Here is a 26,546-nt window from a genome sequence, read left to right on the forward strand (position 1 = left end):
GGGAAGACGCGCAACCGTCAGCGCGAGCACTCGATGGCGACGTAGTCGTCGCAGGTCGCGCCTCGGCAGCCCGATGCCGCCGGCACCGATCCGGTGATCTCGTCGCGGTCGACCTTGCGGAACGACACGGCCTGCTTGAAGTCGCGCTGCTTGCACAGCGCCGTCGCCATGGCGTTGCCGCAGCGCGCGCCCGTCGCCAGGCACTGGTCGATGCCGTAGCCGTCGGCGTTGTGGCCGAGGATGAAGATCCGCTTTTCGGCCTGGGCGGCCGAGACGGCCGCCAGAAGGCTCACCACGAACGTGACCGTGAACAAGGGCCGCATCGGCGTGCTCGATCCATCAGAGAACGACGGGGCCTTCTCGCGGCAGGCCGAACCGGGCGCCGGAAGGCGACCCTTAAAATGCGGACACAACCGTTAAGGCGGCGTTAACTCCCGCGGCGGCGGTGCGACGCCGACCGGTTCCGCCGCATTTTCACCTCGCCGAAACCATTGCTCAATAACGTCCCGAAAATCCTGTGGGGGGAGGCATCTATGGCTCGAAACTTGCGGGCTCGGACTCGGCGTGTCGCTGCCGGCGTGGTCCTGCGCGTCGCATCCGTCGCGGTCGTGACGGCGCTGACCGCGGCCATCGCCGCACCCGCGGCGCACGCCGCCGGCGCGATCGCCATCGGGGCCTGCGGGCATTACGGCTACGCCTACGACCTGAGGACGTTCGCCGAGGCGGAAGCCGTTGCGTTGAAACGCTGCGGGCGCCGTGACTGCCGCGTCGTGGCGACGGTACGGCGCGGTTGCGTCGCCTTCGCGGTCGACGCCAAGAACCTGTGCGGTCCGCACGGCTACGCCGTGGCGCCGCGCCTCGCCCGCGCTCAGAACAACGCGCTCCAGCAATGCTACGGCCACACCGGCAAGACCTGTGTGATCCGCGCCTTCGCCTGCGACGCGCGAAACTGAGCGATCCGATCACGTCAGGACGGGCCAGCCGGAAACAGAGCAGCATCCGCGACGAAGGGGTTCCTCGTCATGGCCGGGCTCGTCCCGGCCATCCACGATCTTGCGTTTGCGAGGCCTTCAGGTCGTGGATGCCCGCGACGAGCGCGGGCACGACGAGGCCGAGATTGGATGGAGGCCCGTAGTAGTCCGATTCGATGCAGCTTCGTCGTGTCGTGACATAATCGCCGCTTCGACGACCCGCCTGAACCGCCCCCACTTCACGTCTTCGAAAAGGGCTTCGTCAATCGACTCGAATCACTTGCATTCGCTCCTGCGGCAAAGCCTCGTTACGGGAACGGTGCCGTCGCGTATCCACCGATCGTCGTTCCGTCCATTCGGCTCGAGAGGATTGCTCATGGTGTCGCGAAATGCTCGAAGCGTCGTCTCGGCGCTCGCCTTCGGTGGGCTCGTCTCCGGGGCGCTCGTCGCCGTGCCGCTCGCCCCGGCGGTCGCCTGCACGTCGGTGCTGTTGCCGGCCAAGGACGGCGGTTTCGTCTACGGCCGCACGCTCGAGTTCGGCCTGTCGCTGAAGTCGCAGATCATCGTCGTGCCGCGCGGCCTCTCGGTCACGGGCACCGGCCCGGACGGCGACGTCGGCAAGGGCGGGCTCGTGTGGACGACCAAGTACGCGGCGACCGGCGCCAACGCGCTCGGCCTGCCGGTGCTGCTCGACGGTGTCAACGAGCGCGGCCTCGCCGGCGGCCTGTTCAACTTTCCGGGCTTCGCCGACTTCCAGCCCGTGCCGCCCGACAAGGGCGACCGCTCGATCGCGTCGTTCGAAATTCTCAGCTACATCCTCACGAGCTTCGCCACGGTCGACGAGGTGAAGGCCGGCCTGCCACAGATCATCGTGTCGGGCGTCAAGCTCGCGGCGTTCGGCAACATGGTTCCGCCCCTGCACGTCTCCGTGCACGACGCGACCGGCAAGAGCCTGGTGATCGAGTACACGGACGGCGGCAAGCTGAACATGTACGACAATCCGACCCATGTGCTCACCAACGCGCCGGAGTTTCCGTTCCACCTGAAGAACCTCGCGCAGTACCAGTACGTCACTGCGGCGGTGCTGCCGCCCCTGAAGGTCGGCGACACGATGCTCGCCGCGGCGAGCTCGGGCGTCGGCATGAACGGGCTGCCGGGCGGGTTTCTCGCGACGGCGCGCTTCGTGCGCGCCTACTTCGCCCAGGCGAACGCGCCGCAGCTGCCGACCAGCGCCGAGACGGTCGGGCTCGCCTTCCACATCATGAATGGGTTCGATCTGCCGCCCGGCTCGATCGGCACCTCGGCGGCGGCGGGCGGCGAGGGCGGCGGCGTCGACGGCTTCGAGACCACCGAGTGGACCTCGGTGATCGACCTGAAGAACCTGCGCTACCACATCCGCACCTACGAGAATCAGGACGTCCGCGTGGTCGACCTGAAGAAGGCGGCGGAGGGGCTGAAGGCGATTCGCTTCATCCCGCTCGACCAGAAGCCGGTGGTGCGCGAGCTCGCGCCCTGATCGTTTCGCTCCGCGGCCGCCGCCCCCGGTGCTGACGCGCCCGCGGCGTCGCCGCGGGGCGACTCCGGAGCGGGGGGACGGCTCACCACCAGCGGTGCGGCCAGTCGTAGCGCCGCACCGCGAGGTGCCAGACGAAGGCGAACAGGGCGAGCAGCACGGCGCCGGCGCCGACCGGCGCGATCAGATAGGTCCACGGCAGGCCGTTGGCGACCACCAGCAAGGGGTCGATGCCGGCCGGCGGGTGGAACGTGCGGGTGAGCTGCATCGCGACGATCGCCAGGCCGACCGCGAGTGCGGCCGCCCACGGTCCCGGCCCGGTGATCGTCAGCACCAGGAGGCCGACCAGGGTCGACACCAGATGGCCGCCGACCAGCGCGCGCGGCTGCGCCGGCTCGGCCTCCGGAGAGCCCATCACCAGCACGATCGAGGTCGCGAACGGCACCGCGAACAGCGGGAACGAGCCGAAGGCGGCGAACAGCTCCATCAAGGCGATCGCCACGCCGCCGCCGGCGGCGCCGGCCAGCATGGCGAGGAGGGTGCGCCTGTCGGGCAGGGATCGGCGGATCGGGGGCAGGGGCATCGCGGCGGTCTCGGATCGTCGATGGCGGCATCGCGTAGCACGTTCCGTGCCGGCGGGGCCTACCGTCGGGCCCGGCAGGCCCCGGGCCTGCGCCGGCCGTGGGCCTGCCGCGGGCCTCGCCGAGGGGGTCGATCGGTCGTTCGCCGCTCTTGACGGGGCGCCGCCGCTCGACCATGGTGCGCGCCCATGACCGGCCATTTCACCCAGATCGGCATTTGCCGGGGGATTATTCGCTAGCGGCTCCCGCTGGCTACGGCCGTCTTGTCCTCTTCCCAAGACAAACAGACGCCGGGCCAGCGCGGGCCCGTGATGCGATTCGGTCGTGCATCACGACGGGTCGACGACGGGCGGGGGACCGCCGGTCGACACCGTATGGCGGCAGGACGACGGCGCAGGACGACGGCGCGGGACACGCGCAGGGGACAGGGCATGGAACTCAGGCTCTACGACACGCTTACGCGCGAGAAGCGGCCTTTCGTGCCGCTCGATCCGGCCCGCGTGCGCATGTATGTCTGCGGTCCCACCGTCTACGACTTTGCCCATATCGGCAACGCCCGGCCCGTCATCGTCTTCGACATGCTGTTCCGGCTGCTGCGCCATCTCTACGGCGACGATCGGGTCACTTACGTTCGCAACATCACCGACGTCGACGACAAGATCAACGCCCGGGCCGCGGAGCGCGGCATCTCGATCCGCGCGCTGACCGAGACCACCTATGCCGAGTTCAAGGCCGACGTGACGGCGCTCGGCTGCCTGCCGCCGACGGTCGAGCCGCGGGCGACCGAGCACGTCGCCGAGATGCGCGCCATCATCGAGCGCCTGGTCGCCTCGGGCCACGCCTACGTGGCCGAGGACCACGTGCTGTTCTCGGTGCCGTCGATGCCGGCCTATGGCGGCCTCTCCAAGCGGCCGCTCGACGAGATGATCGCCGGCGCCCGGGTCGACGTGGCGCCCTACAAGCGCGACGCCATGGACTTCGTGCTGTGGAAGCCCTCGAAGTCGGGCGAGCCCGGCTGGCCGTCGCCCTGCGGCATCACGGCGGAGGGGCGCCCCGGCTGGCACATCGAGTGCTCGGCGATGAGCTGGAAGCATCTCGGCGAGACCTTCGACATCCACGGCGGCGGCATCGATCTCGTCTTCCCGCACCACGAGAACGAGATCGCGCAATCGTGCTGCGCCTTCGGCACGCCGATCATGGCGCAGACCTGGATGCACAACGGCTTCCTGCAGGTGGAAGGCGAGAAGATGTCGAAGTCGCTCGGCAACTTCGTCACCATCCGCGAGGTGCTGAAGGACTGGCCGGGCGACGTCGCACGTTTGGCGATGCTGTCGACCCACTATCGCCAGCCGATCAACTGGACCCTGAAAGGGCTGGAGGAAGCCCACAAGGCGCTCGCGTCGTTCTTCGACGCCGCCTCGGCCGATGCCGAGCCGCGTCCGGCGCCGGCCGTGCTCGACGCGCTCTGCGACGACCTCAACACCCCGATGGCGCTCGCCGCCATGCACGGGCTGAAGAACGCCGCCGGGCGCAAGGCGCTGGCCGGCACGCTCGCCTTCTTCGGCTTCCGCCCCGAGGCGCTGAAGGCATGGGAGGCCGCGCACGCCCCGGCGCCGCCGATTCCGGCCGCGGAGATCGACGCCAAGGTCGCGGCCCGCATCGCCGCCCGCAAGGAGAAGAACTGGGCCGAATCCGATCGCATCCGCGACGAGCTTCTGGCGCTCGGAATCGTGCTGAAGGACTCCAAGGACGGCACCACCTGGAGCGTCGCGCGATGAGCGAGCCGGCCGATCGCGACATGACCGAGGGCGAGCGTCTGCTGTGGCGGATGCTGCGCACGAGAAAGTTCGGCAGCGCCAAGTTCAAGCGCGACGTGACGGTCGGGCCGTTCCGCGTCGCCTTCGCGTGCGAGACCGTGCCCGTGATCGTCGAGGTCGACGACAGCGCGACGACCGGCGTGCCGCGCGATCCGGAGCGCGACCAGTGGCTGTTCTGTCACGGCTACCGGGTGCTCCTGTTCCGCGCCGCCGACGTCGCGGCGAGCCCGGACGGCATCCTGTCGATCATCGAGACCGAGGTGCAGGCGGCGCCGCGCCGCACGTCGCGCACCGTCGTCCCGCTGCGGGACGGGGAGGGGGCGTGATGGCGACCGCCAACCCGGAGTTCGCACTGCGCCCGGTGCTGCCGGCCGACACGCCGCTGCTCGCGGAAATCCTCCGCGCCAGCGTCGAAGAGCTGACCGGGGACGACTACAGCGAGGCCCAGCAGGAGGCCTGGATGACGGCCGCCGCGGACGAGGCGGCGTTCGCCGAGCGCGTCACGGCTGCGCTCGCGCTGGCCGTGACGCTCAACGGCACGCCGGTCGGCTTCGTCACGCTCGTCGGGGGCGAGACCATCGATCTCCTCTACGTGCATCCCGGCGTCGCCGGAATGGGGGCCGGTGCCATGCTGATCGACGCGGTGGAGAAGCTCGCCGGTGCGCGCGGCGCCAGGAAGCTCGTGGTCGACGCCAGCGACAACGCCCGCGGCTTCTTCGAGAAGCGCGGCTACGTCGCGCAGCGCCGCAACACCGTGCTGCGCGGCGACGAATGGCTCGCCAACACCACCATGGAAAAGGCGCTCGCCGGAAAGGTCGCGACGTGACACGCCCCGACACCCCGTTCCCGCGTCACTGGATCTATTACATCGTGATCAAGCTGCTGGTGCTCGCCGGCGGTGTCGCTTTCGTTCTGAAGTACTTGAACTACTGGTGATCCCGGACCGCGGCGCCACCCGCGGCCGGCCGTTTCGAACACCCGCGCTCGCCTTGCCGTCCCGCACGCCCCGGGCGGCGACAGGACACGACCATGACGGAACGCCTGTATCTCTTCGACACCACGCTGCGCGACGGCGCACAGACCAACGGCGTCGACTTCACGCTCGCCGACAAGCTCGTCATCGCCCGCATGCTGGCCGAGCTCGGCATCGACTACATCGAGGGCGGCTATCCGGGCGCCAACCCCACCGACACCGAGCTGTTCGCGCAGGATCGCGGCGTGAAGGCCACCTTCACGGCGTTCGGGATGACGCGGCGGCCGGGACGCTCGGCGTCCAACGATCCCGGCCTCGCGATGCTGCTCGACGCGCACGCGGACGCGATCTGCTTCGTCGCCAAGTCGTGGGACTATCACGTCCGCGTCGCGCTGGAGACGACGCTGGAGGAGAACCTCGCCTCGATCCGCGACAGCGTGCAGGCGGCGCGCGGCCGCGGCCGCGAGGTGCTGGTCGACTGCGAGCATTTCTTCGACGGCTACAAGGCCGATCCCGACTACGCGCTCGCCTGTGCCGAGACGGCCTTCAAGGAAGGCGCCCGCTGGGTGGTGCTGTGCGACACCAACGGCGGCACGCTGCCGCACGAGATCGAGCGCATCGTCGGCGAGGTGACCAGGACGGTGCCGGGAGAACGGCTCGGCATCCATGCCCACAACGACACGGAGCAGGCCGTCGCCAACTCGCTCGCCGCCGTGCGGGCCGGCGTGCGCCAGATCCAGGGCACGCTCAACGGTCTCGGCGAGCGGTGCGGCAACGCCAACCTGATGTCGCTGATCCCGACCCTCAAGCTGAAGCGAGAGTTCGCGGAGACGTTCGACATCGGCGTCTCGGACCGGGCGTTGGAGAGCCTGACGCGCGTCTCGCGAAAGCTCGACGAGATGCTCAATCGCGCGCCCGACCGCCACGCGCCCTATGTCGGGCCCAGCGCCTTCGTCACCAAGGCCGGCATTCACGCCTCGGCGATCCTGAAGGATCCGGCGACCTACGAGCACGTCCGCCCCGAGTCGGTCGGCAACAGGCGCGACGTGCTGGTCTCGGACCAGGGTGGCCGTTCCAACGTGCTGGCCGAGCTCGCCCGTGTCGGCCTCGTGGTCGACAAGGACGACCCGCGCATCGGCGGCCTGCTCGACGTCGTGAAGGAGCGCGAGGCGATCGGCTACGCCTACGAATCGGCGCCGGCCTCCTTTGAGCTCCTGGCGCGGCGGATGCTCGGTACCGTTCCCGATTACGTCGAGGTGTTGAAGTTCGACGTGAACGTCGAGCACCGCATCAACGCGCTCGGCAAGCGCGTCACCGCCACGGTCGCGGTCGTCAAGGTCAAGGTCGGCGACGACGAGCCGCTGATCTCGGCCGCCGAGGGCATCGGCCCCGTGCACGCGCTCGACCTCGCGCTGCGCAAGGATCTCGGACGTTATCAGGACTACATCAAGAGCCTGAGCCTCACCGACTACCGGGTGCGCATCCTCAACGGCGGCACCGAGGCGGTGACGCGCGTGCTGATCGAGAGCACCGACGCCGACACGGGCGACACCTGGACGACGGTCGGCGTCTCGCCCAACATCATCGACGCCTCGTTCCAGGCCCTGATGGATTCGATCGTCTACAAGCTGATCCGCTCCGGCGCGCCCGGGTGAGGGGCACTGGTCGAAAATTGGTCGTCCCCGGGGCGCGCGACAAGGGCGGAGCCCGGAACCCAAAGCCGCTGTCCGTCGTGAACGATGGGTGCCAAGCTTATACCAGCGGCCATGACGGCTGAGTCTCTCCGTCACCCTGAGGTGCCCGGCGAAGCCAAGCCTCGAAGGGCGACGGCATCGATCTCGGGGTTGCCCGAGATCGACATCATTGAAGCCCAAGTCGGCAACGCCGACTTGGGTGGCCGCATCCTTCGAGGCTCGCGGCGCGAGCACCTGCTGCGCGAGCGCCTCAGGATGACGGGTCCAGGTTCGGGGCCGGTGAATTTAAGATCCGGGCTCGCGGTCCTGATGGTCTGTGCCCCGGAATGAAGGGCACACGCGGTCCCGAGCGCCCACCTTCGAATCTCTGTAATCCTGCAATAGATCGAAAAGCATCCAGCTCCCCTCGACAGTCGAGGGGTGACGGCAATACTTGCGACATCGTCCCCGAGCGAGGAGGTGTCCCGTGTCCGATCGTCGTTCCCCCGAGCTGCGAAGGACAGCCGTCCGGCGCAATGCCCGCGTCGGCGGCGGCGGGATCCCGCGTGCGGCCGCGCCGGCCAGCGTGACGGCGGTCGCGATGCGGGTCGTGGTCGCGAGGGCGCGGCCGTGATGCGATCCATCAGGATCGATCCGACCCTCGGAGACGAGTCCCCGGTCGATCGCTTCGCCGCGCTCGACGTGGCCGAGCAGCTCGTCGTCTGGGGATGCCGCAGCTGGGTCGTCGCCATGCGGGAGGGGCGCTGCCCGGTCGCGGTGCTGCGGCCGAGCTTCGCCCGCGCCGGCGCCGCCGACGCGACGCTGTCGCTCGACGCGCTCCTGCGGGTGACGGCCCGGATGGCGGTGCGGCGCTTCGAGGTGCGCTGCCGCAAGTGCCCGCAGCTTTCGGCCGACGAGCTGCGCCTCGTCGCCGCCGTGGCGGTGGCCCAGCAGGACGACATCGTCGGGACGCGGGCGCGGCTCGCGGGCTGGCTGGATCCGGAGGGCATCGCCTTCGCGCTCGCGCCGGTCCGCGGCCTCGCGACCCTGTTCGCGCAGGCCGGGCTGATCCTGCCGGTGCGGCACGCGGTCGAGGCGGTCCTCGCTGCGGCTGCGGCCGGCACCACGACCTCCTGCACTCTGCATTGAGCCGACCCGAGGAGGCCCGCATGAGCATCGCGCGAGCACCCATGCCCGAGACGGTACCCGAGACCATCTCCGAGACCATGTCCGAGTCGGAGATCGTGACGCCGTCCGACGGCGCCCCCGGCGCGCCGATCCGCTTCGACTTCGCGCGCGGCGGCGGCGCCCGCCGCGAGTGCCGGGCGGTGTGCGGCGACGCCGGCGAGCAGCTCGCGCTGGCGCTCGTGCGGTATGTCTGCGCCGGCTACATGACGGCGAGCGCCGACTGCTGGGACGCCGCCTATGCCTGCGCCGAGCACGCTTTCGGTCCGATCGACGGGCCGTCCTTCGTCGGGCGGGCCGGCGCGCTGGTGCGGGCGCTGCGCACCGAGCGGCGCGGCGGCTTCGCCTTCTTCCCGGCGTCCTGTGCGCAGGTGTCGGGCGACGAGGCGGAGCTTCTCGGGCTCGTCCAGGCGGCGCGTGCCGGGGACGTCGCGGCGCTCGATCGCGCGCTGGCGCGGGTCGGCGGCGGTGGCCGCTGCCGCGGCGTGCTGACGGCCGCCCGTGCGCTCGCCGTGCTGCTCGACCGGCACGCGCGACTGACCACCGGCGGAGTGTGCGGCTCTCCGGCGGCGACCGTCGGCGGTCCGGGCATCGTGAACTGAATCGTGGCCTCAGCCCCGTGCGGCGCTCCGTCGGCCGTTGCGGCCCGGACCCGCGGCGCCCGAGGTTCCGGCCGTTCCGTCGGTCGTCGGCGGGCCCCCGCTCGTCGGCGGCGCGTCGGTCGGCACCGACCGGCTGCCCGGCGGCGTCAGGCTGCTCGGCGGCAGCACGCGATCGGCGGGAAACAGCATCGTCACGGTGGTGCCCTTGCCGGGCGTGCTGGTGATGCTCAGAGCGCCGCCCATCGCCTTCATCAGGGCCATGCTGACCGGCAGGCCGAGGCCGCTGCCGTCGATGGCGCCGTCGCGCACGAAGCCCGTCGACATCGTCTCGGTGCCGATCTTCTCGATCGTCTGCGCCGCGATTCCGATCCCCTGGTCGGCCACCTCGACAGCCACGCCGCCGTCGTCGAGGGTGCGCACCGAGACGCGGATCTTGCCGGCGCGGTGCGAGAACTTGATCGCGTTGGAGAGCAGGTTGAGCAGCACCTGGCGCACCCGCAGCTCGTCGGCGCGCAGGCACACGACGCTCGCCGCGAAGTCGAACACCACGAGCACACCGGCCTTGGCGGCCATCGGGCCGACGAAGCTGACCGCGCCGGAGACGAGCTTGACGAGATCGGAGGGGATCTCGTGCAGGCGCAGCACGCCGGCCTCGACCTTGGCGATGTCGAAGACGTCGTTGATCAGGCCGAGCAGATGCACGCCGGAGACGTGGATGTCCTTCACGTAGGACAGATAACGCTCGTGGGGCAACGGCCCGTGAATCTCCGACAGGATCGCGTCCGAGAAGCCGACGATGGCGTTGAGGGGCGTGCGCAGCTCGTGGCTCATCCGGGTGAGAAAGTCGGTCTTGGCGCGGTTCGACTGCTCGGCCGCCTTTTTGGCGCGGGCGAGCGACTCGCGCGCCTCGTGGAGCTCGGTGATCTCGCGCAGCGTCGCGGCCCGATAGACGTCGCCGCCGAGCGTGAACTCGTTCAGCACCACGTCGAAATGCCGAAGGATTCCGCGCCGCGACAAGGCGACCTCGAAGCGCCGCGGTTGCTCCGGTCGGCCGGCGCCGACGAGATGCGCGACCAGCGGCTCGCTGTCGCGATCGCCCGTCACGAACAGCCCGACGGCGGGGCGGCCCAGGATGCTGGCCTCGCTCACCTCCAGCATGGCGCAGACGGCCGTGTTGCAGACATGGACCAGGCCACGGTGATCGGCGATGACGATGCCGTCGGTCGACGTCTCGATCAGGATGCGGGCGCGTCGGCCCTGCTCGTCGGCGATGCGCTGGGCGGTGCGCAGCTCGGTGACGTCGGAGAGCGTCAGGATTGCGCCGCGGATACGCTTCTCCACGCGATGGGCCGAAACCTGCACCAGATACAGGCGGTCCTGGATCTGCAACTCCTCGGTGTGCGGGGTGCCGGCCTTCAGCACCGCGTCGATCGCCTTGCGGATCGACGGCACGCCGACCGCGGTCGCGACGTCGGGCAGATGGTGCCGGGCGAGGTCGGGGCCGAGCCGCAGGATGCGGGCGGCGCGCTCGTTGCTGCGCACGACGTGGAAGGTCGGATCGATCAGCACGATCCCCTCGGCCGAGTTGGCCATGATGCCTTCCAGCTCGCCGTTGGCCTCGGCGAGGTCGCCGGTCTTCACCGAGAGCTCGTCGTTGACCGTCGTCAGCTCCTCGTTGGTCGCCTGCAGCTCCTCGTTGGCGGTCTCCAGCTCCTCGTTTGAGGCCTGCAGCTCCTCGTTGGAGGCCTGAAGCTCCTCGTTGGTCGCCTGCAGCTCCTCGTTGGAGGTCTCGAGCTCCTCGACGACCGTCTGCAGGTTCTCCTTGGTCGCCTTCAGCTCCTGCTCGAGCGCGGCGATCTGCTGGACGTTTCCCTCGTCGTCGCTCGCGGCCGGCACGAGCGCGCCGCGGGCGGGCGCCGCCTCGCGCTCCTCGAAGCAGATCATGTAGAGGCGTTCGTCGTTCTGCTGACGATGGACGGCGTGGACGGCCATGCGGATGCCGCGGCCGGTCTCCCTCTCCTGGTGAATCTGGCCATGGTGCGAGCCGTGGTCGCGTTGGCAGCGGTGCAGCAGGACGCGCAGCTCGCCGCGCAACGCCGGGTCGATGATGTTCATCAGGTTGAGGTCGACCTTGCCGCTGCCGTTGCCGATCCGCACGAAGCGGCTGACGTTGCCGAAGAAGTGCAGCGGCTCGCCGTCGTGCGACACCAGGATGCCGGGCGGGCCGTAGCGCTCCACCAGCATGTCGCGGCCGATCCGGCCGAAGTCCTGGTCGGGCGGCTCCACGGTGCGCCGCTGCAGGTGACCGGGATCGGGCGTCGGCGGCAGGCCCTCGATGCGCGGCACGTAGTAGGGTCGGATCGACACGTCGCGGCGGCGGAACAGCTTGTGGCGGGCGTCGACCGTGACGTAGAGCCCCTTGCAGGTGCCGAGCGACTCCGACTTGCCGAGGAACAGGTGTCCGCCGGGCCGCAAGGCGTAGTGGAACATCTTGAAGATATGCTCCTGCAGCGCCGGCTTGAAGTAGATCAGGAGGTTCCGGCAGCTGATCAGGTCGATGTTCTTGAACGGAGGATCCTGCACCACGTCGTGGCGCGAGAACACCACGAGGTCACGCACCGCCTTGTCGACCCGAAACAGCCGCCCGTTGTTCGTGAAGTGATTGTGGCGCATGGCGGCGCCGAGATTGATGACGCTGCTGTCGGCGTATTCGCCGCGCCGGGCGTGGCTGGTCGCGGCCGCGTCGATGTCGGTTCCGAAGATCTGCACCTTGAGCGCGCCGATGCGGGCCGACGACTTGCTGGCGAGGAGGAGGGCGATCGAATAGGCCTCCTCGCCGGTAGCGCATCCCGGCACCCAGATGCGCAGCGGGTCGCCGGGGCGTTTCTCGGCCAGGATCTTGTCGAGGATCTTGCCGAGCGCCGTGAAGCAGTCCTTGTCGCGGAAGAACGACGTCACCGAGATCAGGAAGTTCTTCGCCAGCGTGTCGAGCTCGTCGCGGTGCTGGTCGATGTAGCCGACGTAGTCCTTGAGCGTGCGGACCTGCAGGGCCGACATCCGCCGGGCGATCTGCCGGCGAAGCGTCGCCTCCTTGTACTTGCTGAAATCGATGCCGGTGTGGTGGCGGATGTAGCGGATGATGTTCTGGAACGTGCCGCCGCCGTCGCCGTCGGCCTTCTCGGCGAGCCCGAGATGGAGATCGTGGCCCTGCGCGACGACGTCGAGCTTGCCGGCGATCTCCTTGGGCGTGAGCACGAGGTCGGCGCCGCCGGTCGTGATGGCGGCCCGCGGCATGCTCTCGTACTTGGCCGAGGTCGGCTCCTGAGCGAACGTGATGCCGCCGTGCGCCTTGACGGCGCGCAGGCCGTTGGCGCCGTCCGAGCCGGTGCCGGACAGCACGATGGCGATGGCGCGCGGCCCGAGCCCGGCCGCGAGGCTGGTGAAGAAGTGGTCGATCGACGGCTTCGGCCCGACTCCCTCGAGCGGCGCCCGCAGGACCAGCTTGCCGTTCCGGTAGAACACGTCGCTGTTGGGCGGCGCGATGTAGATCGTGTTCGGCTTCACGGTGACGCCGTTGTCGATCGCGACCACCGGGATCTTGGTCTCGCGGCCGAGCAGCTCGACCATCATGCTGCGGTGCTGCGGCGACAGATGCTGGGCGACCACGAAGCACAGGTTGGACGAGCGCGGCAGCGCGGCGACGAACGGCCGCAACGCCTCCAGCCCGCCCGCCGAGGCGCCGATGCCGACCACGTAGAGCCCGGTCTTCGTGTCCGCCGGAGCAGGGCTGTCCGCGGCGGGGGCGGTTCGGCGGCTGGCGCGCTTCGGCCGCGTGGCCGCCGACACATTCGACGCCGTCATGGTTGCGGTCACCGGCTTGGCGGTCGTCGGCTTGGCGGTCGCCCGGCTCGACGTCTTGTGCGGGGCGCCGGAGCCGCCCGTCTTGTCGCCACCGGGGCGTCGCGTCGGCAGCGCACGTCGACTCATCGGGATCTCCCGCCGCGCCGGATTTCGACCACAGGTATGCCGAAGACGCGATGCACCAGCCGGATGACTTGGTGCGGTTGCCAGAACGGGTGTTGATCGGGCAGAAAAATACCTTCTGCCTAATGGCGTGTCCTACGTAGGTGTGCGTATTTTAAGTAGCAATGCGTAGGGAGAAAGGTGAAATATTGTGGATTGTCCGAATGTTAGGCAGGATTTACGAGCGTGCGACGATCGCCGTGTAGCAGCATCGTGCTGCAGCCTGGGCGATGGCCGTGGTTCGGCGCGCCCGAGTTCGGTCGAGAGGTCGTGGATCGCGTCCCTCCCGCCGATTCGCGGCGGCGCGGCGGCTCTCGGCGCGATCACCGGGCGTTTCGGTGGCATGCGGGCGACGGCCATGCCAGGCGACGTCCATGCCAGGGCACGTGCATGCCGAGGGGACGTTGCAGGATTCCGCGACGACCGTGGCGGTGACCAAGACGCCACGCCGTCCGTGATCATGGATCCTGGGCTCGCGGATATTGTTGCGCCGTGCTCGGGCAGGACGGATGATGCCGAGCCCTCACATGCGGGCGACGGTCGCCGGATCGCCGGCTTTCTCGGCTTCGCTGATCGGCGCGACGGCGGCGGCGAGCGTCGGCAGGATGTCGTCGACGCGGTCGCACACCCGGTAGTTCATCAGCCCGCCGTTGTGGATGAAGCCCGCCGCCCGCATCGTCTCCAGCACGACGACCAAGGGCTGCCAGAAGCCGCCGATGTCGGCGAGCAGGATCGGCTTCTTGTGGCGACCGAGCTGCGCCCAGGTGAGCTGCTCGACCAGCTCCTCCAGCGTGCCGATGCCGCCCGGCAGCGCCACGAACGCGTCGGCCCGATCGAACATGATCTGCTTGCGCTCGTGCATGTCGCGGGTGACGACCAGCTCGGTCGCGCGGTCGAACTGGTTCTCCTTGGTGCGCAGGAACTCGGGGATGACCCCGACGACCTCGCCGCCGTGGTCGACGACCGCATTGGCGACGGCACCCATCAGGCCGTTGGAACCGCCCCCGTAGACGAGGCCGATGCGGTGCTCGGCCATCAGCCGGCCGAGCCGGCGGGCGGCCGCGACATAGGCGGGGTCGGACCCCGGGCTCGAACCGCAATAGACGCAGATTCTTCGGATTTTGCTCATGCTTTGCATCTGGCCCCGGGGGCGGCGCGCGTCAAGCCCGCAGCACCGGTGGTTCCGGCCGGGCGGCCGGGCGGGGGCACCGGTGCGCGGCGGCCGCGGTGGCTGCACTTCGAGCCGGGAAGGCCTATATGGAGGACGGGCGGCGCCCGGCCGCTCCGGCCGGTCGCGTCGTGCGTGGCCGTGCGACCTGCCATTCGACGGACGGGTTCAGGCCCGACCGCCCAGCCATCCGAGCCTCGATGAGACATTCCGCGCCGGACTCCCGCGACATGCCCGCCGACAGCGGACGCCTGCTCGCCACCATCGTGGCGCTGTGGCCGTACATCTGGCCCTCGGACCGGGCCGACCTGAAGGCGCGGGTCGTCTGGGCGCTGGTGCTGCTGCTCGGCGCCAAGCTCGCCACCATCCTGATGCCGTTCACGTTCAAGTGGGCGACCGACGCTCTGACCGAGACCGGCGCGCCGGCCGGCACGGCGACGACGCTCGCCTGGGTGCTGGCGGCGCCGATCGCGCTGACGGTCGCCTATGGCGGCAGCCGCATCCTGATGGCGGTGCTGACCCAGGCGCGCGACGGCGTGTTCGCCAAGGTCGCCATGCATGCGGTGCGGCGGCTGGCGATCCTCACCTTCGAGCACATGCACAAGCTGTCGCTGCGCTTCCATCTGGAGCGCAAGACCGGTGGGCTCACCCGCGTGCTGGAACGCGGCCGCAACGGCATCGAGACCATCGTGCGGATGGTGCTCCTGCAGCTCGTGCCGACCATCGTCGAGTTCGGCCTGATCGTAGGCGTGCTGCTGTGGCAGTTCGACTGGCGTTACGTCGTCACCATCGTGGTCACGGTGGTGGCGTACATGGCCTACACCTACGTGGCGACCGAGTGGCGGATCGGCATCCGCCGCAAGATGAACGACAGCGACACCGAGGCCAACACCAAGGCGATCGATTCGCTGCTCAACTACGAGACCGTGAAATACTTCTCGGCCGAGGCGCGCGAGGCCCAGCGCTACGACCGCTCGATGGCCCGCTACGAGGAGGCGAGCGTCAAGGCCTACACGTCGCTCGCCGTGCTCAATGCCGGGCAGGCGGCGATCTTCTCGGTCGGCCTCACGGTCGTGATGGCGATGTGCGCGATCGGGGTGAAGAACGGCACCCACACGATCGGCGACTTCGTCATGATCAACGCGATGATGATCCAGCTCTACCAGCCGCTCAACTTCATGGGCATGGTGTATCGCGAGATCAAGCAGGCGATCATCGACATCGAGCAGATGTTCCGCATCCTGAAGCGGGAGACCGAGATCGCCGACGCGCCCGGCGCGCCGCCGCTCGCGGTGCCGGCCGGCACCATCCGGTTCGAGGACGTGCGCTTTGCCTACGACCCCGACCGGCCCATTTTGCAGGGGCTCTCCTTCGAGGTGCCGGCGGGCCGCACGGTGGCGATCGTCGGGCCGTCGGGGGCCGGCAAGTCGACCATCTCGCGGCTGCTCTATCGCTTCTACGACGTCACCGGCGGGCGCATCACGATCGACGGCCAGGACGTCCGCGCGGTCACGCAGGCGTCGCTGCGGGAGAAGATCGGCATGGTCCCGCAGGACACCGTGCTGTTCAACGACACCATCCGCTACAACATCCGCTACGGCCGCTGGGAGGCGACCGACGCCGAGGTGGAGGAGGCGGCGAAGCTCGCCCAGATCGACGGCTTCATCCGGATGGCGCCGAAGGGCTACGAGACCGAGGTCGGCGAGCGCGGCCTCAAGCTCTCCGGTGGCGAGAAGCAGCGTGTCGCCATCGCCCGCACGATCCTCAAGGGGCCGCCGATCCTGCTGCTCGACGAGGCGACCTCGGCGCTCGACAGCCACACCGAGAAGGAGATCCAGGATGCGCTCCAGCTGGTGTCGCGGAACCGCACGACACTGGTGATCGCGCATCGTCTCTCCACCATCGTGGCGGCCGACGAGATCATCGTGCTGGACAAGGGCCGCATCGTCGAGCGCGGCACTCACGCGGCGCTGCTCGCCGCCGGCGGGCTCTACGCCTCGATGTGGAACCGCCAGCGCGAGGCCGAGGAGGCGCGCGAGAAGCTCGCCCAGACCGGCGAGGCGGAGGACGGGGCCCCCGAAGCGCCGAACCGCAACCCGCCGGTGGCAGGCGGGGCGGGCGGCGACGACGGTCCGGACGGGACCGGCGGGCACCCCGCGGATCGCGCCGAAGAGGCGGCGTGAACGACGCGCCGGGCCGACCGGCCGCGGTTGTGCGCGCTCGCCGCTGCAGCCGCGCGACCGGCGCGGCGATGTGATAGGGAAGCGACCATCGACTCGCTCACTCCGTCACCTGAGGTGGCCGCGCGCCCGCGCGAAGCGCGGTAACCGCGGCCCTCGAAGGGCGGCGGCCCGGGCGGTCGATCGGGGCACGCCGGACGTCCGGCCGGATCGAGCCGGCCACCGTCCCGGAGGCCGTCGGTCCTTCGAGGCTCGGGCTTCGCCCGAGCACCTCAGGACGACGGAGCACAGTTTCGGCCGGGGCGATTCCGTGCTCCGGCCAGGTCAACCGGTTTCGAGAGCACCCATGTCCATCGTCGATTCGATCCGCTCGCAGCTCGTGCCCATCCATTCCGAGGGCTATCCGTTCGTCGGCGCCTTCGCGCTGGTCAGCCTGGTGCTGTTCTGGCTGTGGTCGCCGCTCGGCTGGATCGGCGTGGTGGCGACGCTGTGGTGTGCCTACTTCTTTCGCGATCCGCCCCGCGTCACGCCGCTGCGCGACGGAATCCTGGTGGCGCCGGCCGACGGGCGGGTGTCGCGGGTGACCCCGGCCGTGCCGCCGTCCGAGCTCGGGCTCGGCAGCGCGCCGCTGCCGCGCGTCTCGATCTTCATGAGCGTCTTCGACGTCCACGTGAACCGCAGCCCGACCGCCGGCCGCATCGAGCGAATCGCCTACACGCCCGGCCTGTTCATCAACGCCGACCTCGACAAGGCGAGCGAGAACAACGAGCGCAACGGCTTCGTCATCGCCACCCCGACGGGCGTCAAGATCGGCATGGTGCAGATCGCCGGCCTGATCGCGCGCCGCATCGTCACCTTCGTGCGCGAGGGCGCGATGGTCGGCGCCGGCGAGCGGGTCGGCCTGATCCGCTTCGGCTCGCGGGTCGACATCTATCTGCCCGAGGGCACGCGGCCGCTGGTCGCCGAGGGTCAGACCACACTGGCCGGCGAGACCGTCATCGCCGACCTCAAGACCGCCGATCCGGGCCGCACCTTCCGGGTCGGATAGGGCGGCTTTCGGTGGCCGACTTTGGTTCCCGCCGGCCGCGCGGCCGAGCTGCTTCGACGGACCGTTTCGAGCGGATCGGCACGAGCGTCGCGAGAACGGAGCGAGTCCGCCGGCGTGGAACGGGGGAACGATCCGGGTCCGTTGTTTGGAATCGGTAAAAACTAGCTCGGGATTCCTGAGTCACCCCCGCTCACGGTATCCAAGTAAGCATTGCCAAGCGCGGTCGGATGACTCAGAACAAGATCGTGAGGCATCGGGGCGACTGCAATAAACAATAATCAATAGACCGATCGACGGCTCGTCGAAGAACGGGCGTGATCAGATCGGTACGCGATCAAGACAAAGCGAGGCACGGCGACGTTCCGGATCCATCGAAAGGTCCGGAGAAGTCGACTTGTACGTTCCTGATCGCAACGTGTTCGAGTTTCCATTGCAACGCGGCCGCTCTCTTGTGGCTGCGCCGGAGTCGGCGCGGCGGTGAACGATATTGCGAGGTGGGGCGATGACGCGAATGAAGTTCGACCACGACAGCCCGGTGGAGGTCCAGGCGCGGCGCCTGATCGAGGTGTTCGGGGCGCGTGCCTACGGGGTCGCACGGCGCATGCAGCGGCGGAATTTCCGCAAGGGCGATCGCGCCCGATACTGGGCCGCGGTGGCGCGTGCGATCCGTCATGCCCGGACCGGCGAGCGGCGGCCGGGGGGCGTCGCGAGCGCCGGTGGAGCCGCCCCGGCGTAGTGCCGCGGCGGGCGCGTCGCGTCCGCGCCGGATCGTCCATGGAAGGTCCGTCGACGCGCCGTTCACCGCGACGCCGCGTTGCGCCCGGCCGGCATGGCGGAACCCGTCGCACCGGTCTATAGTTCCGCTGCCATGTCCCTGTTTCCTCCCTTCGATCCCGATCGAGACCGGCACGGGTCGCGGTTCCGCGACGTGCGTTTCCGCGAGGCCCGCTTTCGCCGGAACTTCCGGTCGATCCCGGTCCGCACCCTCGTGCCCAACGTGGTCACGCTGCTGTCGCTGTGCGCCGGCCTGACCGCCATCCGGCTCGCGGCGGAGCTCCGCTTCGAGCTGGCGCTCGCCGCCATCGTGTTCGCCGCCGTCCTCGACGGCGTCGACGGCCGCCTCGCCCGCATGCTCAAGGGCACGTCGCGCTTCGGCGCCGAGCTCGACAGCCTCGCGGACTTCGTCAATTTCGGCGTCGCGCCGGCCCTGATCCTGTGGTTCTGGGCCCTGTCGGACTACAAGAACGTCGGCTGGATCGTCGCCATCGTCTTCGCGATCTGCGCCGGGCTGCGGCTCGCGCGGTTCAACGTGATGATCGACGACCCGAACCGCCCCGCCTGGGCCGGCAACTTCTTCACCGGCATCCCGGCGCCGGCCGGCGCCATCGTGGTTCTGCTGCCGATCTACCTGCAGTTCCTCGGTGTCGCCAAGTATCTGATTCCGATCCCGCTGGTGCTCGTCTACACGCTGGCGATCGGGCTGCTGATGATCTCCAAGCTGCCGGTGTTCTCGGGCAAGAAGCTCGGCACCCGCGTCGCGCCCGAGATGGTGCTGCCGGCCTTCCTGATCGCGGTCTTGTTCTTCGCGCTGCTGGTCAGCTTTCCCTGGGAGGTTCTGACCATCGGGACGCTGATCTATCTCGGCTGCCTGCCGCTCGGCTGGAAGGCGTATCGCCGTCTCGCCCGCGAGGACGCCGAGCGCGCCACGACGGCCGGCGCGACCGCGGGATCCGCCGCCGTGTCCGGAGCCGCACCGGCGCCGTCCACGGAGACGGCCCCGTCCGGTCCGTCGACCGCGGCGGCGAGCCGCGACGATCGCCCCAGCCGGCTCAACTAGCCGGTCTCCCGCGCCCCGCCGCACGTCGTGCTGCGGGGCCGACGCGCCCGCAGGGTCGATCGTCCCGGCCATGGGTCCGCTGCTCGATCGGGCCGCGGTCGATCACGGGTCGCCGGACGCGAGGCGCATCGCCATGCGGACCAGCTCGGCGAGGTTGCGGGCGCCCATGCGCTCCATCACCCAGGCACGGTGAATCTCGACCGTGCGCGGACTGATGCCGAGCCGCGCCGCGATCTCCTTGTTGGACAGGCCCTCGGTCGCCAGCGTCAGCACCTCGTGCTGGCGCTCGCTCAGCGACTCGAACCGGGCCCGAAGGTCGGCCAGCGCCTCGGCGTCCTGCCGGCTGGCGCGCCGTTTCGCGACCGCGATCCCGATCGCCTCGAACAGCCGGGCCTCGTCGAACGGCTTCTCGATGAAGTCGGCGGCGCCGAGCTTGATGGCGGCGACCGCCATGTCGACGTCGCCGTGGCCGGTGATCAGGATCACGGGCGGCGCGGCGGGCCGCCCGGCGAACAACCGCACCAGGTCGAGGCCGGACATCCCGGGCATGCGCACGTCGGCGACCACGCATTCGAACGCCGTCGCGTCGGTCCCGGCCGCGACCAGGGCGTCGGCCGACGCGAAGCGCGTCACCGACAGCCCGCGCCGTTCGAGATAGAGGGCGAGCGCATCGAGCACGGCGGGATCGTCGTCGACCAGCGCGACAGGGCAGGGCTCAGGCATCGGACACCTTGGCGATCGGAACGGTGAAGCGGACCAGCGCGCCGGCCGCCGGACGCTCGACGGCCAGCCGGCCGCCATGCGCCTCGACGATCGAGCGGCACAGCGAGAGGCCGAAGCCCAGACCCTCGGCCTTGGCCGAGCCCAGCGTCGTGCTCTCCGGGCCGGCGAAGTCGGCCGGGAAGCCGGGACCGGAGTCGGCGACGGCGATCTCCACCGCGTCGTCGGCCACGGTCGCCGAGATCGCGATGCGGCCGTGCGGGGCGCCGGTGGCGTCGATCGCCTCGACGGCGTTGCGGATCAGATTGAGCAGCACCTGCTCGATCTGCAGGATGTCGACCATCACGGGCGGGAGATCCTCGGCGAGCTCGACGCTCGCGACGATGCCGTGACGGTCGAGCTCCGGATGCACGAGGTCGAGGGTCTCGCGCACGATACGGGTCACCGCCACCGGGGCGCGGCCGGTCTGGTCGAGGCGGATCAGGGCGCGCAGCCGGCGCACCACGTCGGCGGCACGCTGGACCTGGGCGGCCGCCTTCTCGGCCGTCTCGGTGACGGCGAGATGGCTCGGATCCGCGCGCAGCGTCTCGGCGACGAGCCGCGTATAGGTGCCGGCCGCGGTCAGCGGCTGGTTGATCTCGTGGGCGATCGCGGTGGCGAGCTCGCCCATGCTGCCGAGCCGGGCCAGACGGGCGAGCGAGTCCTGATGCAGGCGCAGCTGCACGGCGGTGCGGCGGTTCTGGGTGACCAGGGCGCCTGCGATCAGCCCGGTCAGGGTCAGCACCAGCATCAGGGCCTGCAGCCCGGTGACGTCGATCTCCTCGCTCGGCAGCAGGTGGACGCCGGCGATCAGGCCGAGCTGGGTGAGCAGCACGCCGACCGTCACGGCCTCCAGGCCGCCGCGCACCGCCATCCAGATGATCGGCAGGAACAGGATGTAGAACAGCTGCGAGTGGTGCCGCTCGGCGAACACGAAGACGAGCGCCAGCGCGACGAGCGTCGCGGCGATCTGAACGGCCGTCTCGACCGACACCCGCACGGAGCGGCCGCGGGTCAGCAGGATCAGGCCGAACGGCGCCACGATGGCGATGCCGATCATGTCGCCGACCCAGTACTGCACCATGGCGGCGGGAAGCTCGGCGAGCGGCAGCAGGCCGCCCGCGACCGTGAAGCCGACATAGCCGAACGACACCGTGGCGGCGCTCGCGCCGGCGACGGCGAGCAGCATCACGAGGTCGCGCATGGTGCCGAGGGTCGGGTTGAACCGCAGCGCCGGCTGCAGCAGCAGCAGGAGGCCGACCGCGTAGCCGCCGCCGATCACGGCCGCGGTCCGCAGCTCGACCATCCACGGCAGCGGCAGATGCCGCACCAGGAGATCGGCCAGGACCGGGGCGACGAACAGCAACGGGATGGTGCGCTGACCGTACAGGAGCACCAGGACGAAGCTCAGCCCGGTCGGCGGATTCCACGGCGTGATGCCGAACGGCGCGAAGGGATGCAGGTAGCTGATCCAGTCGAGCAGGACGTAGCCGGCGAGATACGCCAGCCCCAGCACGGGCCACGGCAGCGAGAGCACCTTCGAGAGCGGCATCGGCAACGGGCGACGGGACGGATCGGGATTTGTGATCTGCACGGTCGTACCGCCGTTCCTCGCGCAATGCCGCTAAGGGTGGATACCTAGGGAGTGTCCCCTCGGCACGGCACCCTAGGCCGACGTCACGAATTGTCACGCCGCCGCCGCCGTCGCATCCCGGACGCGAGATGCGCGAACAGGCGGAGCGGATCATGACCGGCAATGGGGCAGACCGTGAAGGTGCGGGGCGCGACGGCGGGATCGTGATCCTGTGCACCGACGAGGGAACCCGCGATGTCCTCGCCTTCTGGTTCGAATCGGCCGGCCACCGCGTGACGGTCGCCCGCGACGGCCACCAGGCGAGCCGCGCCCTGCGCGACGGCCGCGGCCGGCTCCTGGTCACCGACCGGGTGCTGCCACCCTGGCCCGGGCTCGACACCTTCCTGGCGCTGCGGGCGCGCGACCCCGGCCTCGGCATCGCCGTGGTCGAGACGGGTGATCTCGACGAGCGCATCCTCGCGCGAGTGACGGGGGCCACGGCCTTGCTGCGCAAGCCGCTGTCACGCACCGCGGTGCTCGCCCTCGTCCCGCCCGCGGCGGGTGTGCAGCCCGATGCCGGTACCGACGCGCGTGCCCAGACGGAGCCGTCGCGATCAGCGGCTCCTGCGGCACGTCTGCGCACCGAGGGTTGAGGCCCGCGATGAACGGGGTCGCCCCCAGCACGGTCGAGCTGGTCGCGTCCGGGCTGTTCGGGCTGGCGCTCGTGCACACCTTCATGGCCAGCCGCTTCGAGCGCCTCGCCCACGGTTCCTCGCCGCATGCCGGCCTGTGGCATCTGCTCGGCGAGGTCGAGGTGGTGTTCGGGTTCTGGGCCATGGTGCTGCTCGTCTTCATGGCGGCGTGGACGACGCCGCACGACGCGCTCACCTATCTGGAGAGCCGGGTCTTCACCGAGCCGGCCTTCATCTTCGTCATCATGGTGATGGCGGCGAGCCGTCCGATCCTCGATCTCTCCGGCGCGCTGCTTCTGTGGATCGGCTGCAAGCTGCCGCTGCCGCATTCGGCGGCCTACTATCTCGCCGTCATGGTGTTCGGGCCGCTGCTCGGCTCCTTCATCACCGAGCCGGCCGCCATGACGCTGTCGGCCATGCTGCTGCGTCAGCGATATTTCGGTCCGCACAGCAGCGAGACGTTCCGCTACGGCACCCTCGGCGTCCTGTTCGTCAACGTCTCGATCGGCGGGACGCTGACGCCCTTCGCGGCCCCGCCCGTGCTGATGGTCGCGGAGCGATGGGGCTGGGATCTCTCCTTCATGCTCCTGAACTTCGGGTGGAAGGCGGCGATCGCCGTCGTCTGCAACGCGGTCGGCGCCGCGATCCTGTTCCGGCGGGATCTGCGGGCGATCCCGTTCGAGGAGGCGGCGCTGGCCAAGCTCGAGGTGCCGCGCAGCGTCGTCGCCGTGCATCTCGTCTTCCTTCTGGGCGTCATCGTCACGGCGCATCATCCGGTCGTGTTCCTGGCCCTGTTCCTGTTCTTTCTCGGCTTCACCGAGGCGTATCGCCGCCACCAGAGCCGGCTGATTCTGCGCGAAGGTCTGCTGGTCGGCTTCTTCCTGGCCGGGCTGGTGGTGCTCGGCGGCATGCAGCGCTGGTGGCTCGAGCCGCTCCTCTCGGTGCTGGATGCGACCGCGCTCTATTACGGCGCGACCGTGCTGACCGCGTTCACGGACAATGCCGCGCTCACCTATCTGGGCTCGCTGGTGGACAATCTCGACGCCGAATCGAAATACGCGCTGGTCGCCGGCGCCGTGACGGGCGGCGGCCTCACCGTGATCGCCAACGCACCGAACCCGGCCGGCTATTCGTTGCTCAAGGGGAGCTTCCCGGAGGGCGGCATCCGCCCGGTGCGGCTGGCGACCGCGGCCTCGGTGCCGACCCTGGTGGCGATCGCGGCGTTCCGCCTGCTGCCGTGAGGGCGCAGCCCGGCCCGTCCTTCGGGCGAGATCCGGCCACGATTCTGGTCCACACGGGTGGCCCCGGCCGCCGTCGCGGCCGCGTATCCGAAACGGACCCCCATGGCACTGATCCTCTATCACATCGCTCCGTCCCGCTCGTCGATCGTCCGCTGGATGCTGGAGGAGATCGGCGCCCCTTATGAGCTGCACGTCCTCTCGATGAGCAAGGGCGAGAACCGCGCGCCCGCCTATCTCGCCGTCAACCCGATGGGCAAGGTGCCGGCGCTCGACCACGACGGCGTGGTGATCACCGAGGTGTCGGCGATCTGCTGCTACCTGGCCGACGCCTTCCCGCAGGCCGGCCTCGCCCCGCCGATCGGCGATCCGCGCCGCGGACCGTATCTCAAGTGGCTGTTCTTCGGGCCGAGCTGCATCGAGCCGGCGATCCTCGACCGCACCTTCAAGCGCGCCCAGGAGGCGCCGCGCGGCTCGCTGGGCTACGGCGACTTCGACACCGTGATGGACGTCGTCTCCGCCGCCGTGACGCCGGGGCCGTACCTGCTCGGCGACGCCTTCACGGCGGCCGACATCGTGATCGGCTCGCAGCTGCGCTGGGGCATGATGTTCGGCTTGATCCCGACGCGGCCGGAGTTCGTCTCCTATGTCGAGCGACTGAACGCCCGGCCGGCCCTGCAGAAGGCGACCGCGCTCGATGCCGTGCTCAAGGACACGGCCGGTTGAACCTCTCGCGGCCGCGGCACGACGATCTCGCCATGCATGCACCGACGCCGCCCGATCTGCCGCCGATTCCCGTCGTCGATCTGCGCGACGGCGGGCTTCCCGCGCATGTGCGCCTCGATCCGGAGCGGGCGAGGGGGCTGCGCGACGACTGCCTCGGCTTCTTTCCGCGTGGCGTCGGCCTGGTGATCCCGGCCGGCGACGCGCTGGCGCGCCGCTGGCTCGCCCGCTCCGCCTCGCCCTATGTCGAGGAGATCGCCGCGATGGCAGCGGCGCTGGGCGTCTCCGGCGTCTGGGTGCTCAACGCCTCCTACCAGTGGGCCTGCACGGCGCTGGCGCGCGAGGAGGGCGGGGCGCCGTGGCTCGCCCGCACGCTCGACTGGCCGTTCCCGGGCCTCGGCCGCCGCGTCACGGTGGCGCGGCTCGCCGGCCCGGCCGGGGATTACTGGAGCGTCGGCTGGCCGGGCTTCGCCGGCGTGCTGACCGGCCTCGCACCCGGCCGCTTCGCGGCCTGCATCAACCAGGCGCCGATGCGCCGCCGGACCCTGCATCCGTGGCTGCGCCTGTACGACATGGCGGCGAACGCCGTCGCCGCGTGGCCGGTCCGTCATCTGCCGCCCGACCATCTGCTGCGCCGGGTGTTCGAGACCGCGGCCGACCACGGCGTCGCGCGAAGAATGCTGGAGAGCGTGCCGGTGTCGCGGCCCGTGATCTACACGCTCGTCGGCCCCCGGCCCGGCGAGCGTTGCGTCATCGAGCGGACCGAGGAGGGCGCGGCGATCCGCACCGACGACACCACGGCCGCCAACGACTGGTCGCCGCCGCGGCCGGCCTGGGAGGCGCGGATGCCGGCGAACGCCTTCCTGACGCGCTCCTTCGACGAGGCGGCGACGATGAGCCGCGTCCGGCAGGACCAGATCGCCGGCTTCGACGGCGCGGTGTCCAAGGGCTTCGACTGGGTGGTGCCGCCGGTGCTCAATCCCTACACGCGCATCGGCGTCTCGATGTCGCCGGCGACCGGCCTGCTGCGCGTCGTCGGTTTCGAGGCCGACGGTGCCGCGCTGCCGCGCCCCGTGACGGCGGTGCGCGAGGTCGTCTGCGAGATCGATTGACGTGGTGTCGTCGTTCCGGGGTGCGGGCCCCGCGCCCCGGAACGACGGGGCCTACCCCAGCGCCTGAAGAATCGCCTCGAACCGTTCGAACACCAGGTCCGGCGCCTTCGCACGGAGCGCCGTCACGTCGGCGTAGCCCCATGCGACCGCCGCGCAGGCGAGGCCGGCGGCGCGGGCCGCCTCGATGTCGCGGCCCTCGTCGCCGATCGCGATCGCCGCGTCGGGCGCGACACCGGCACGCGTCACGACGTCGCGGAACTTCCTCGCCTTGCCGAACAGCGACGCGCCGCAAGCGAAATGGGAGATGTGCGCGACGTTCGCCGGCCCGAGCGCGCGGCGGACATTGGTCTCGACGTCGGAGGAGACGATCGCCAGCACGGCGCCGCGCGCCCGAAGCGCGGCGAGCGTCGCGTCGACGCCCGGGAACAGCGGGATGCGGTCGAGCTGCGCCGCCTTCAGCGCGCGCATGTGGCGGATGATCATCGGCAGCTTCCAGCGCGGCACCTGGAGCCGGTCGAGAATCTCGGCCGTGCCGGCGTTACGCATCGAGGTGACCTCCTCGGGCGCCGTGCGACGAAAGCCGTGACGGTCGGCGACGTCGTTCAGCACCGAGAGGAACCACGGAAACGAATCGAGCAGCGTGCCGTCGATGTCGAAGATGATCAGCTGATAGCGCACGGTCGAGCCGTAGCGCAGCGGGCCGAAGGCGTCAATCGAGGGGCCCAGGGCACCGAACTCGGGTTAACGGCGGTTTCGGGGTAGCGGAAGGTCTGATTCGATGGGGCGCGTTGATTCGGAGCCCCGCCATGAGCCTCGATGCCCTGCTCGTCCCCGAGAAGTCGCGCCTGAAGGCGCTGCTCGACCACCTGTCGGTGATC

24 protein-coding genes are annotated in these 26,546 nt (G+C 70.1%); 17 read left to right on the forward strand and 7 right to left on the reverse strand.

All coding sequences use genetic code 11. The annotated features are described in order from the left end of the window. Window positions 1-17: 17 nt before the first annotated feature. Window positions 18-323, reverse strand: coding sequence for a hypothetical protein (locus ACFSOX_RS03505; RefSeq protein WP_378476396.1), 306 nt, complete (start codon window positions 321-323; stop codon window positions 18-20). A 255-nt stretch (window positions 324-578) separates the two neighbouring features. Between ACFSOX_RS03505 and ACFSOX_RS03510 the strand changes: the two genes are divergently transcribed. Both ACFSOX_RS03510 and ACFSOX_RS03515 read left to right on the forward strand, forming a co-directional pair. After that, entirely contained in the window at window positions 579-953 is a 375-nt protein-coding gene (locus tag ACFSOX_RS03510) for a DUF4189 domain-containing protein (RefSeq protein ID WP_378476397.1), read from the forward strand. A 394-nt stretch (window positions 954-1,347) separates the two neighbouring features. Then, window positions 1,348-2,487 carry a linear amide C-N hydrolase gene (locus ACFSOX_RS03515; RefSeq protein WP_378476398.1) on the forward strand — a complete coding sequence of 380 codons (1,140 nt, stop codon included), beginning with the start codon at window positions 1,348-1,350 and terminating at the stop codon, window positions 2,485-2,487. A gap of 82 nt (window positions 2,488-2,569) precedes the next feature. Here the strand turns inward: ACFSOX_RS03515 and ACFSOX_RS03520 are convergent, their stop codons facing one another. Beyond that, a complete protein-coding gene (locus ACFSOX_RS03520) occupies window positions 2,570-3,067 on the reverse strand; it encodes an HPP family protein (RefSeq protein ID WP_378476399.1) in 498 nt (165 codons plus the stop codon). A 429-nt stretch (window positions 3,068-3,496) separates the two neighbouring features. On the opposite strand from ACFSOX_RS03520, the gene cysS reads away from it, so the two are divergent. The 7 genes from cysS (at window position 3,497) to ACFSOX_RS03555 (ending at window position 9,315) form a co-directional block, all read left to right on the forward strand. After that, a complete protein-coding gene (cysS, locus tag ACFSOX_RS03525; RefSeq protein WP_378476400.1) occupies window positions 3,497-4,843 on the forward strand; it encodes a cysteine--tRNA ligase in 1,347 nt (448 codons plus the stop codon). Next, on the forward strand, window positions 4,840-5,208 hold the full coding sequence (locus ACFSOX_RS03530; protein ID WP_378476401.1) for an endonuclease domain-containing protein: 369 nt from the start codon (window positions 4,840-4,842) through the stop codon (window positions 5,206-5,208). Before cysS ends, ACFSOX_RS03530 begins: the two co-directional genes overlap by 4 nt. After that, window positions 5,208-5,708, forward strand: coding sequence for a GNAT family N-acetyltransferase (locus ACFSOX_RS03535; RefSeq protein WP_378476402.1), 501 nt, complete (start codon window positions 5,208-5,210; stop codon window positions 5,706-5,708). The genes ACFSOX_RS03530 and ACFSOX_RS03535 overlap by 1 nt, the downstream gene beginning before the upstream one ends. Window positions 5,709-5,911: 203 nt before the next feature. Continuing rightward, complete coding sequence (cimA, locus tag ACFSOX_RS03540) at window positions 5,912-7,510, forward strand: citramalate synthase (RefSeq protein ID WP_378476403.1); 1,599 nt, start codon at window positions 5,912-5,914, stop codon at window positions 7,508-7,510. Between the two features lie 189 nt (window positions 7,511-7,699). Next, window positions 7,700-7,879 carry a hypothetical protein gene (locus ACFSOX_RS03545; RefSeq protein ID WP_378476404.1) on the forward strand — a complete coding sequence of 60 codons (180 nt, stop codon included), beginning with the start codon at window positions 7,700-7,702 and terminating at the stop codon, window positions 7,877-7,879. A 282-nt stretch (window positions 7,880-8,161) separates the two neighbouring features. Next, window positions 8,162-8,677: a hypothetical protein gene (locus ACFSOX_RS03550; protein ID WP_378476405.1), complete on the forward strand. Its 516-nt coding sequence runs from the start codon at window positions 8,162-8,164 to the stop codon at window positions 8,675-8,677. A gap of 20 nt (window positions 8,678-8,697) precedes the next feature. Beyond that, the gene (locus ACFSOX_RS03555; protein ID WP_378476406.1) at window positions 8,698-9,315 is read left to right on the forward strand and encodes a hypothetical protein; all 618 of its coding nucleotides are present in this window, start codon (window positions 8,698-8,700) and stop codon (window positions 9,313-9,315) included. 9 nt (window positions 9,316-9,324) lie between these two features. Here ACFSOX_RS03555 and ACFSOX_RS03560 read toward each other — a convergent pair whose 3' ends face one another. Further along, the gene (locus tag ACFSOX_RS03560; RefSeq protein ID WP_378476407.1) at window positions 9,325-13,302 is read right to left on the reverse strand and encodes a chemotaxis protein CheB; all 3,978 of its coding nucleotides are present in this window, start codon (window positions 13,300-13,302) and stop codon (window positions 9,325-9,327) included. Window positions 13,303-13,861: 559 nt separating this feature from the next. Continuing rightward, a complete protein-coding gene (locus ACFSOX_RS03565) occupies window positions 13,862-14,467 on the reverse strand; it encodes an LOG family protein (protein ID WP_378476408.1) in 606 nt (201 codons plus the stop codon). A gap of 269 nt (window positions 14,468-14,736) precedes the next feature. Here ACFSOX_RS03565 and ACFSOX_RS03570 point away from each other — a divergent pair, with 269 nt between their 5' ends. The 4 genes from ACFSOX_RS03570 (at window position 14,737) to pssA (ending at window position 19,571) form a co-directional block, all read left to right on the forward strand. Continuing rightward, window positions 14,737-16,689 (forward strand): ABCB family ABC transporter ATP-binding protein/permease, encoded by a 1,953-nt coding sequence (locus ACFSOX_RS03570; protein WP_378476409.1) that lies wholly within the window; start codon window positions 14,737-14,739, stop codon window positions 16,687-16,689. Window positions 16,690-16,996: 307 nt separating this feature from the next. Beyond that, the gene (locus ACFSOX_RS03575) at window positions 16,997-17,734 is read left to right on the forward strand and encodes a phosphatidylserine decarboxylase (RefSeq protein ID WP_378476410.1); all 738 of its coding nucleotides are present in this window, start codon (window positions 16,997-16,999) and stop codon (window positions 17,732-17,734) included. 502 nt (window positions 17,735-18,236) lie between these two features. After that, the gene (locus ACFSOX_RS03580) at window positions 18,237-18,470 is read left to right on the forward strand and encodes a hypothetical protein (protein WP_378476411.1); all 234 of its coding nucleotides are present in this window, start codon (window positions 18,237-18,239) and stop codon (window positions 18,468-18,470) included. A 93-nt stretch (window positions 18,471-18,563) separates the two neighbouring features. Beyond that, the gene (gene pssA / locus ACFSOX_RS03585; RefSeq protein WP_378476412.1) at window positions 18,564-19,571 is read left to right on the forward strand and encodes a CDP-diacylglycerol--serine O-phosphatidyltransferase; all 1,008 of its coding nucleotides are present in this window, start codon (window positions 18,564-18,566) and stop codon (window positions 19,569-19,571) included. Window positions 19,572-19,673: 102 nt separating this feature from the next. Here pssA and ACFSOX_RS03590 read toward each other — a convergent pair whose 3' ends face one another. Continuing rightward, window positions 19,674-20,294 (reverse strand): response regulator transcription factor, encoded by a 621-nt coding sequence (locus tag ACFSOX_RS03590; RefSeq protein WP_378476413.1) that lies wholly within the window; start codon window positions 20,292-20,294, stop codon window positions 19,674-19,676. Further along, a complete protein-coding gene (locus ACFSOX_RS03595) occupies window positions 20,287-21,882 on the reverse strand; it encodes an ATP-binding protein (protein WP_378476414.1) in 1,596 nt (531 codons plus the stop codon). The genes ACFSOX_RS03590 and ACFSOX_RS03595 overlap by 8 nt, the downstream gene beginning before the upstream one ends. A gap of 194 nt (window positions 21,883-22,076) precedes the next feature. Here ACFSOX_RS03595 and ACFSOX_RS03600 point away from each other — a divergent pair, with 194 nt between their 5' ends. The 4 genes from ACFSOX_RS03600 to ACFSOX_RS03615 all read left to right on the forward strand — a co-directional run bounded on the left by ACFSOX_RS03600 (window position 22,077) and on the right by ACFSOX_RS03615 (window position 25,668). Next, the gene (locus tag ACFSOX_RS03600) at window positions 22,077-22,556 is read left to right on the forward strand and encodes a response regulator (protein ID WP_378476415.1); all 480 of its coding nucleotides are present in this window, start codon (window positions 22,077-22,079) and stop codon (window positions 22,554-22,556) included. Between the two features lie 8 nt (window positions 22,557-22,564). After that, window positions 22,565-23,836, forward strand: coding sequence for a putative Na+/H+ antiporter (locus tag ACFSOX_RS03605; RefSeq protein ID WP_378476416.1), 1,272 nt, complete (start codon window positions 22,565-22,567; stop codon window positions 23,834-23,836). A 102-nt stretch (window positions 23,837-23,938) separates the two neighbouring features. After that, a complete protein-coding gene (locus ACFSOX_RS03610; RefSeq protein WP_378476417.1) occupies window positions 23,939-24,559 on the forward strand; it encodes a glutathione S-transferase family protein in 621 nt (206 codons plus the stop codon). Between the two features lie 32 nt (window positions 24,560-24,591). Next, a complete protein-coding gene (locus tag ACFSOX_RS03615; protein WP_378476418.1) occupies window positions 24,592-25,668 on the forward strand; it encodes an Ntn hydrolase family protein in 1,077 nt (358 codons plus the stop codon). A gap of 51 nt (window positions 25,669-25,719) precedes the next feature. Here the strand turns inward: ACFSOX_RS03615 and ACFSOX_RS03620 are convergent, their stop codons facing one another. Further along, window positions 25,720-26,346, reverse strand: coding sequence for an HAD hydrolase-like protein (locus ACFSOX_RS03620; protein WP_378476419.1), 627 nt, complete (start codon window positions 26,344-26,346; stop codon window positions 25,720-25,722). Between the last annotated feature and the right edge of the window lie 200 nt (window positions 26,347-26,546).

The sequence above is a fragment of the Rhodoplanes azumiensis genome, assembly GCF_042682915.1.
Classification (GTDB): Bacteria; Pseudomonadota; Alphaproteobacteria; order Rhizobiales; family Xanthobacteraceae; genus Rhodoplanes; species Rhodoplanes azumiensis.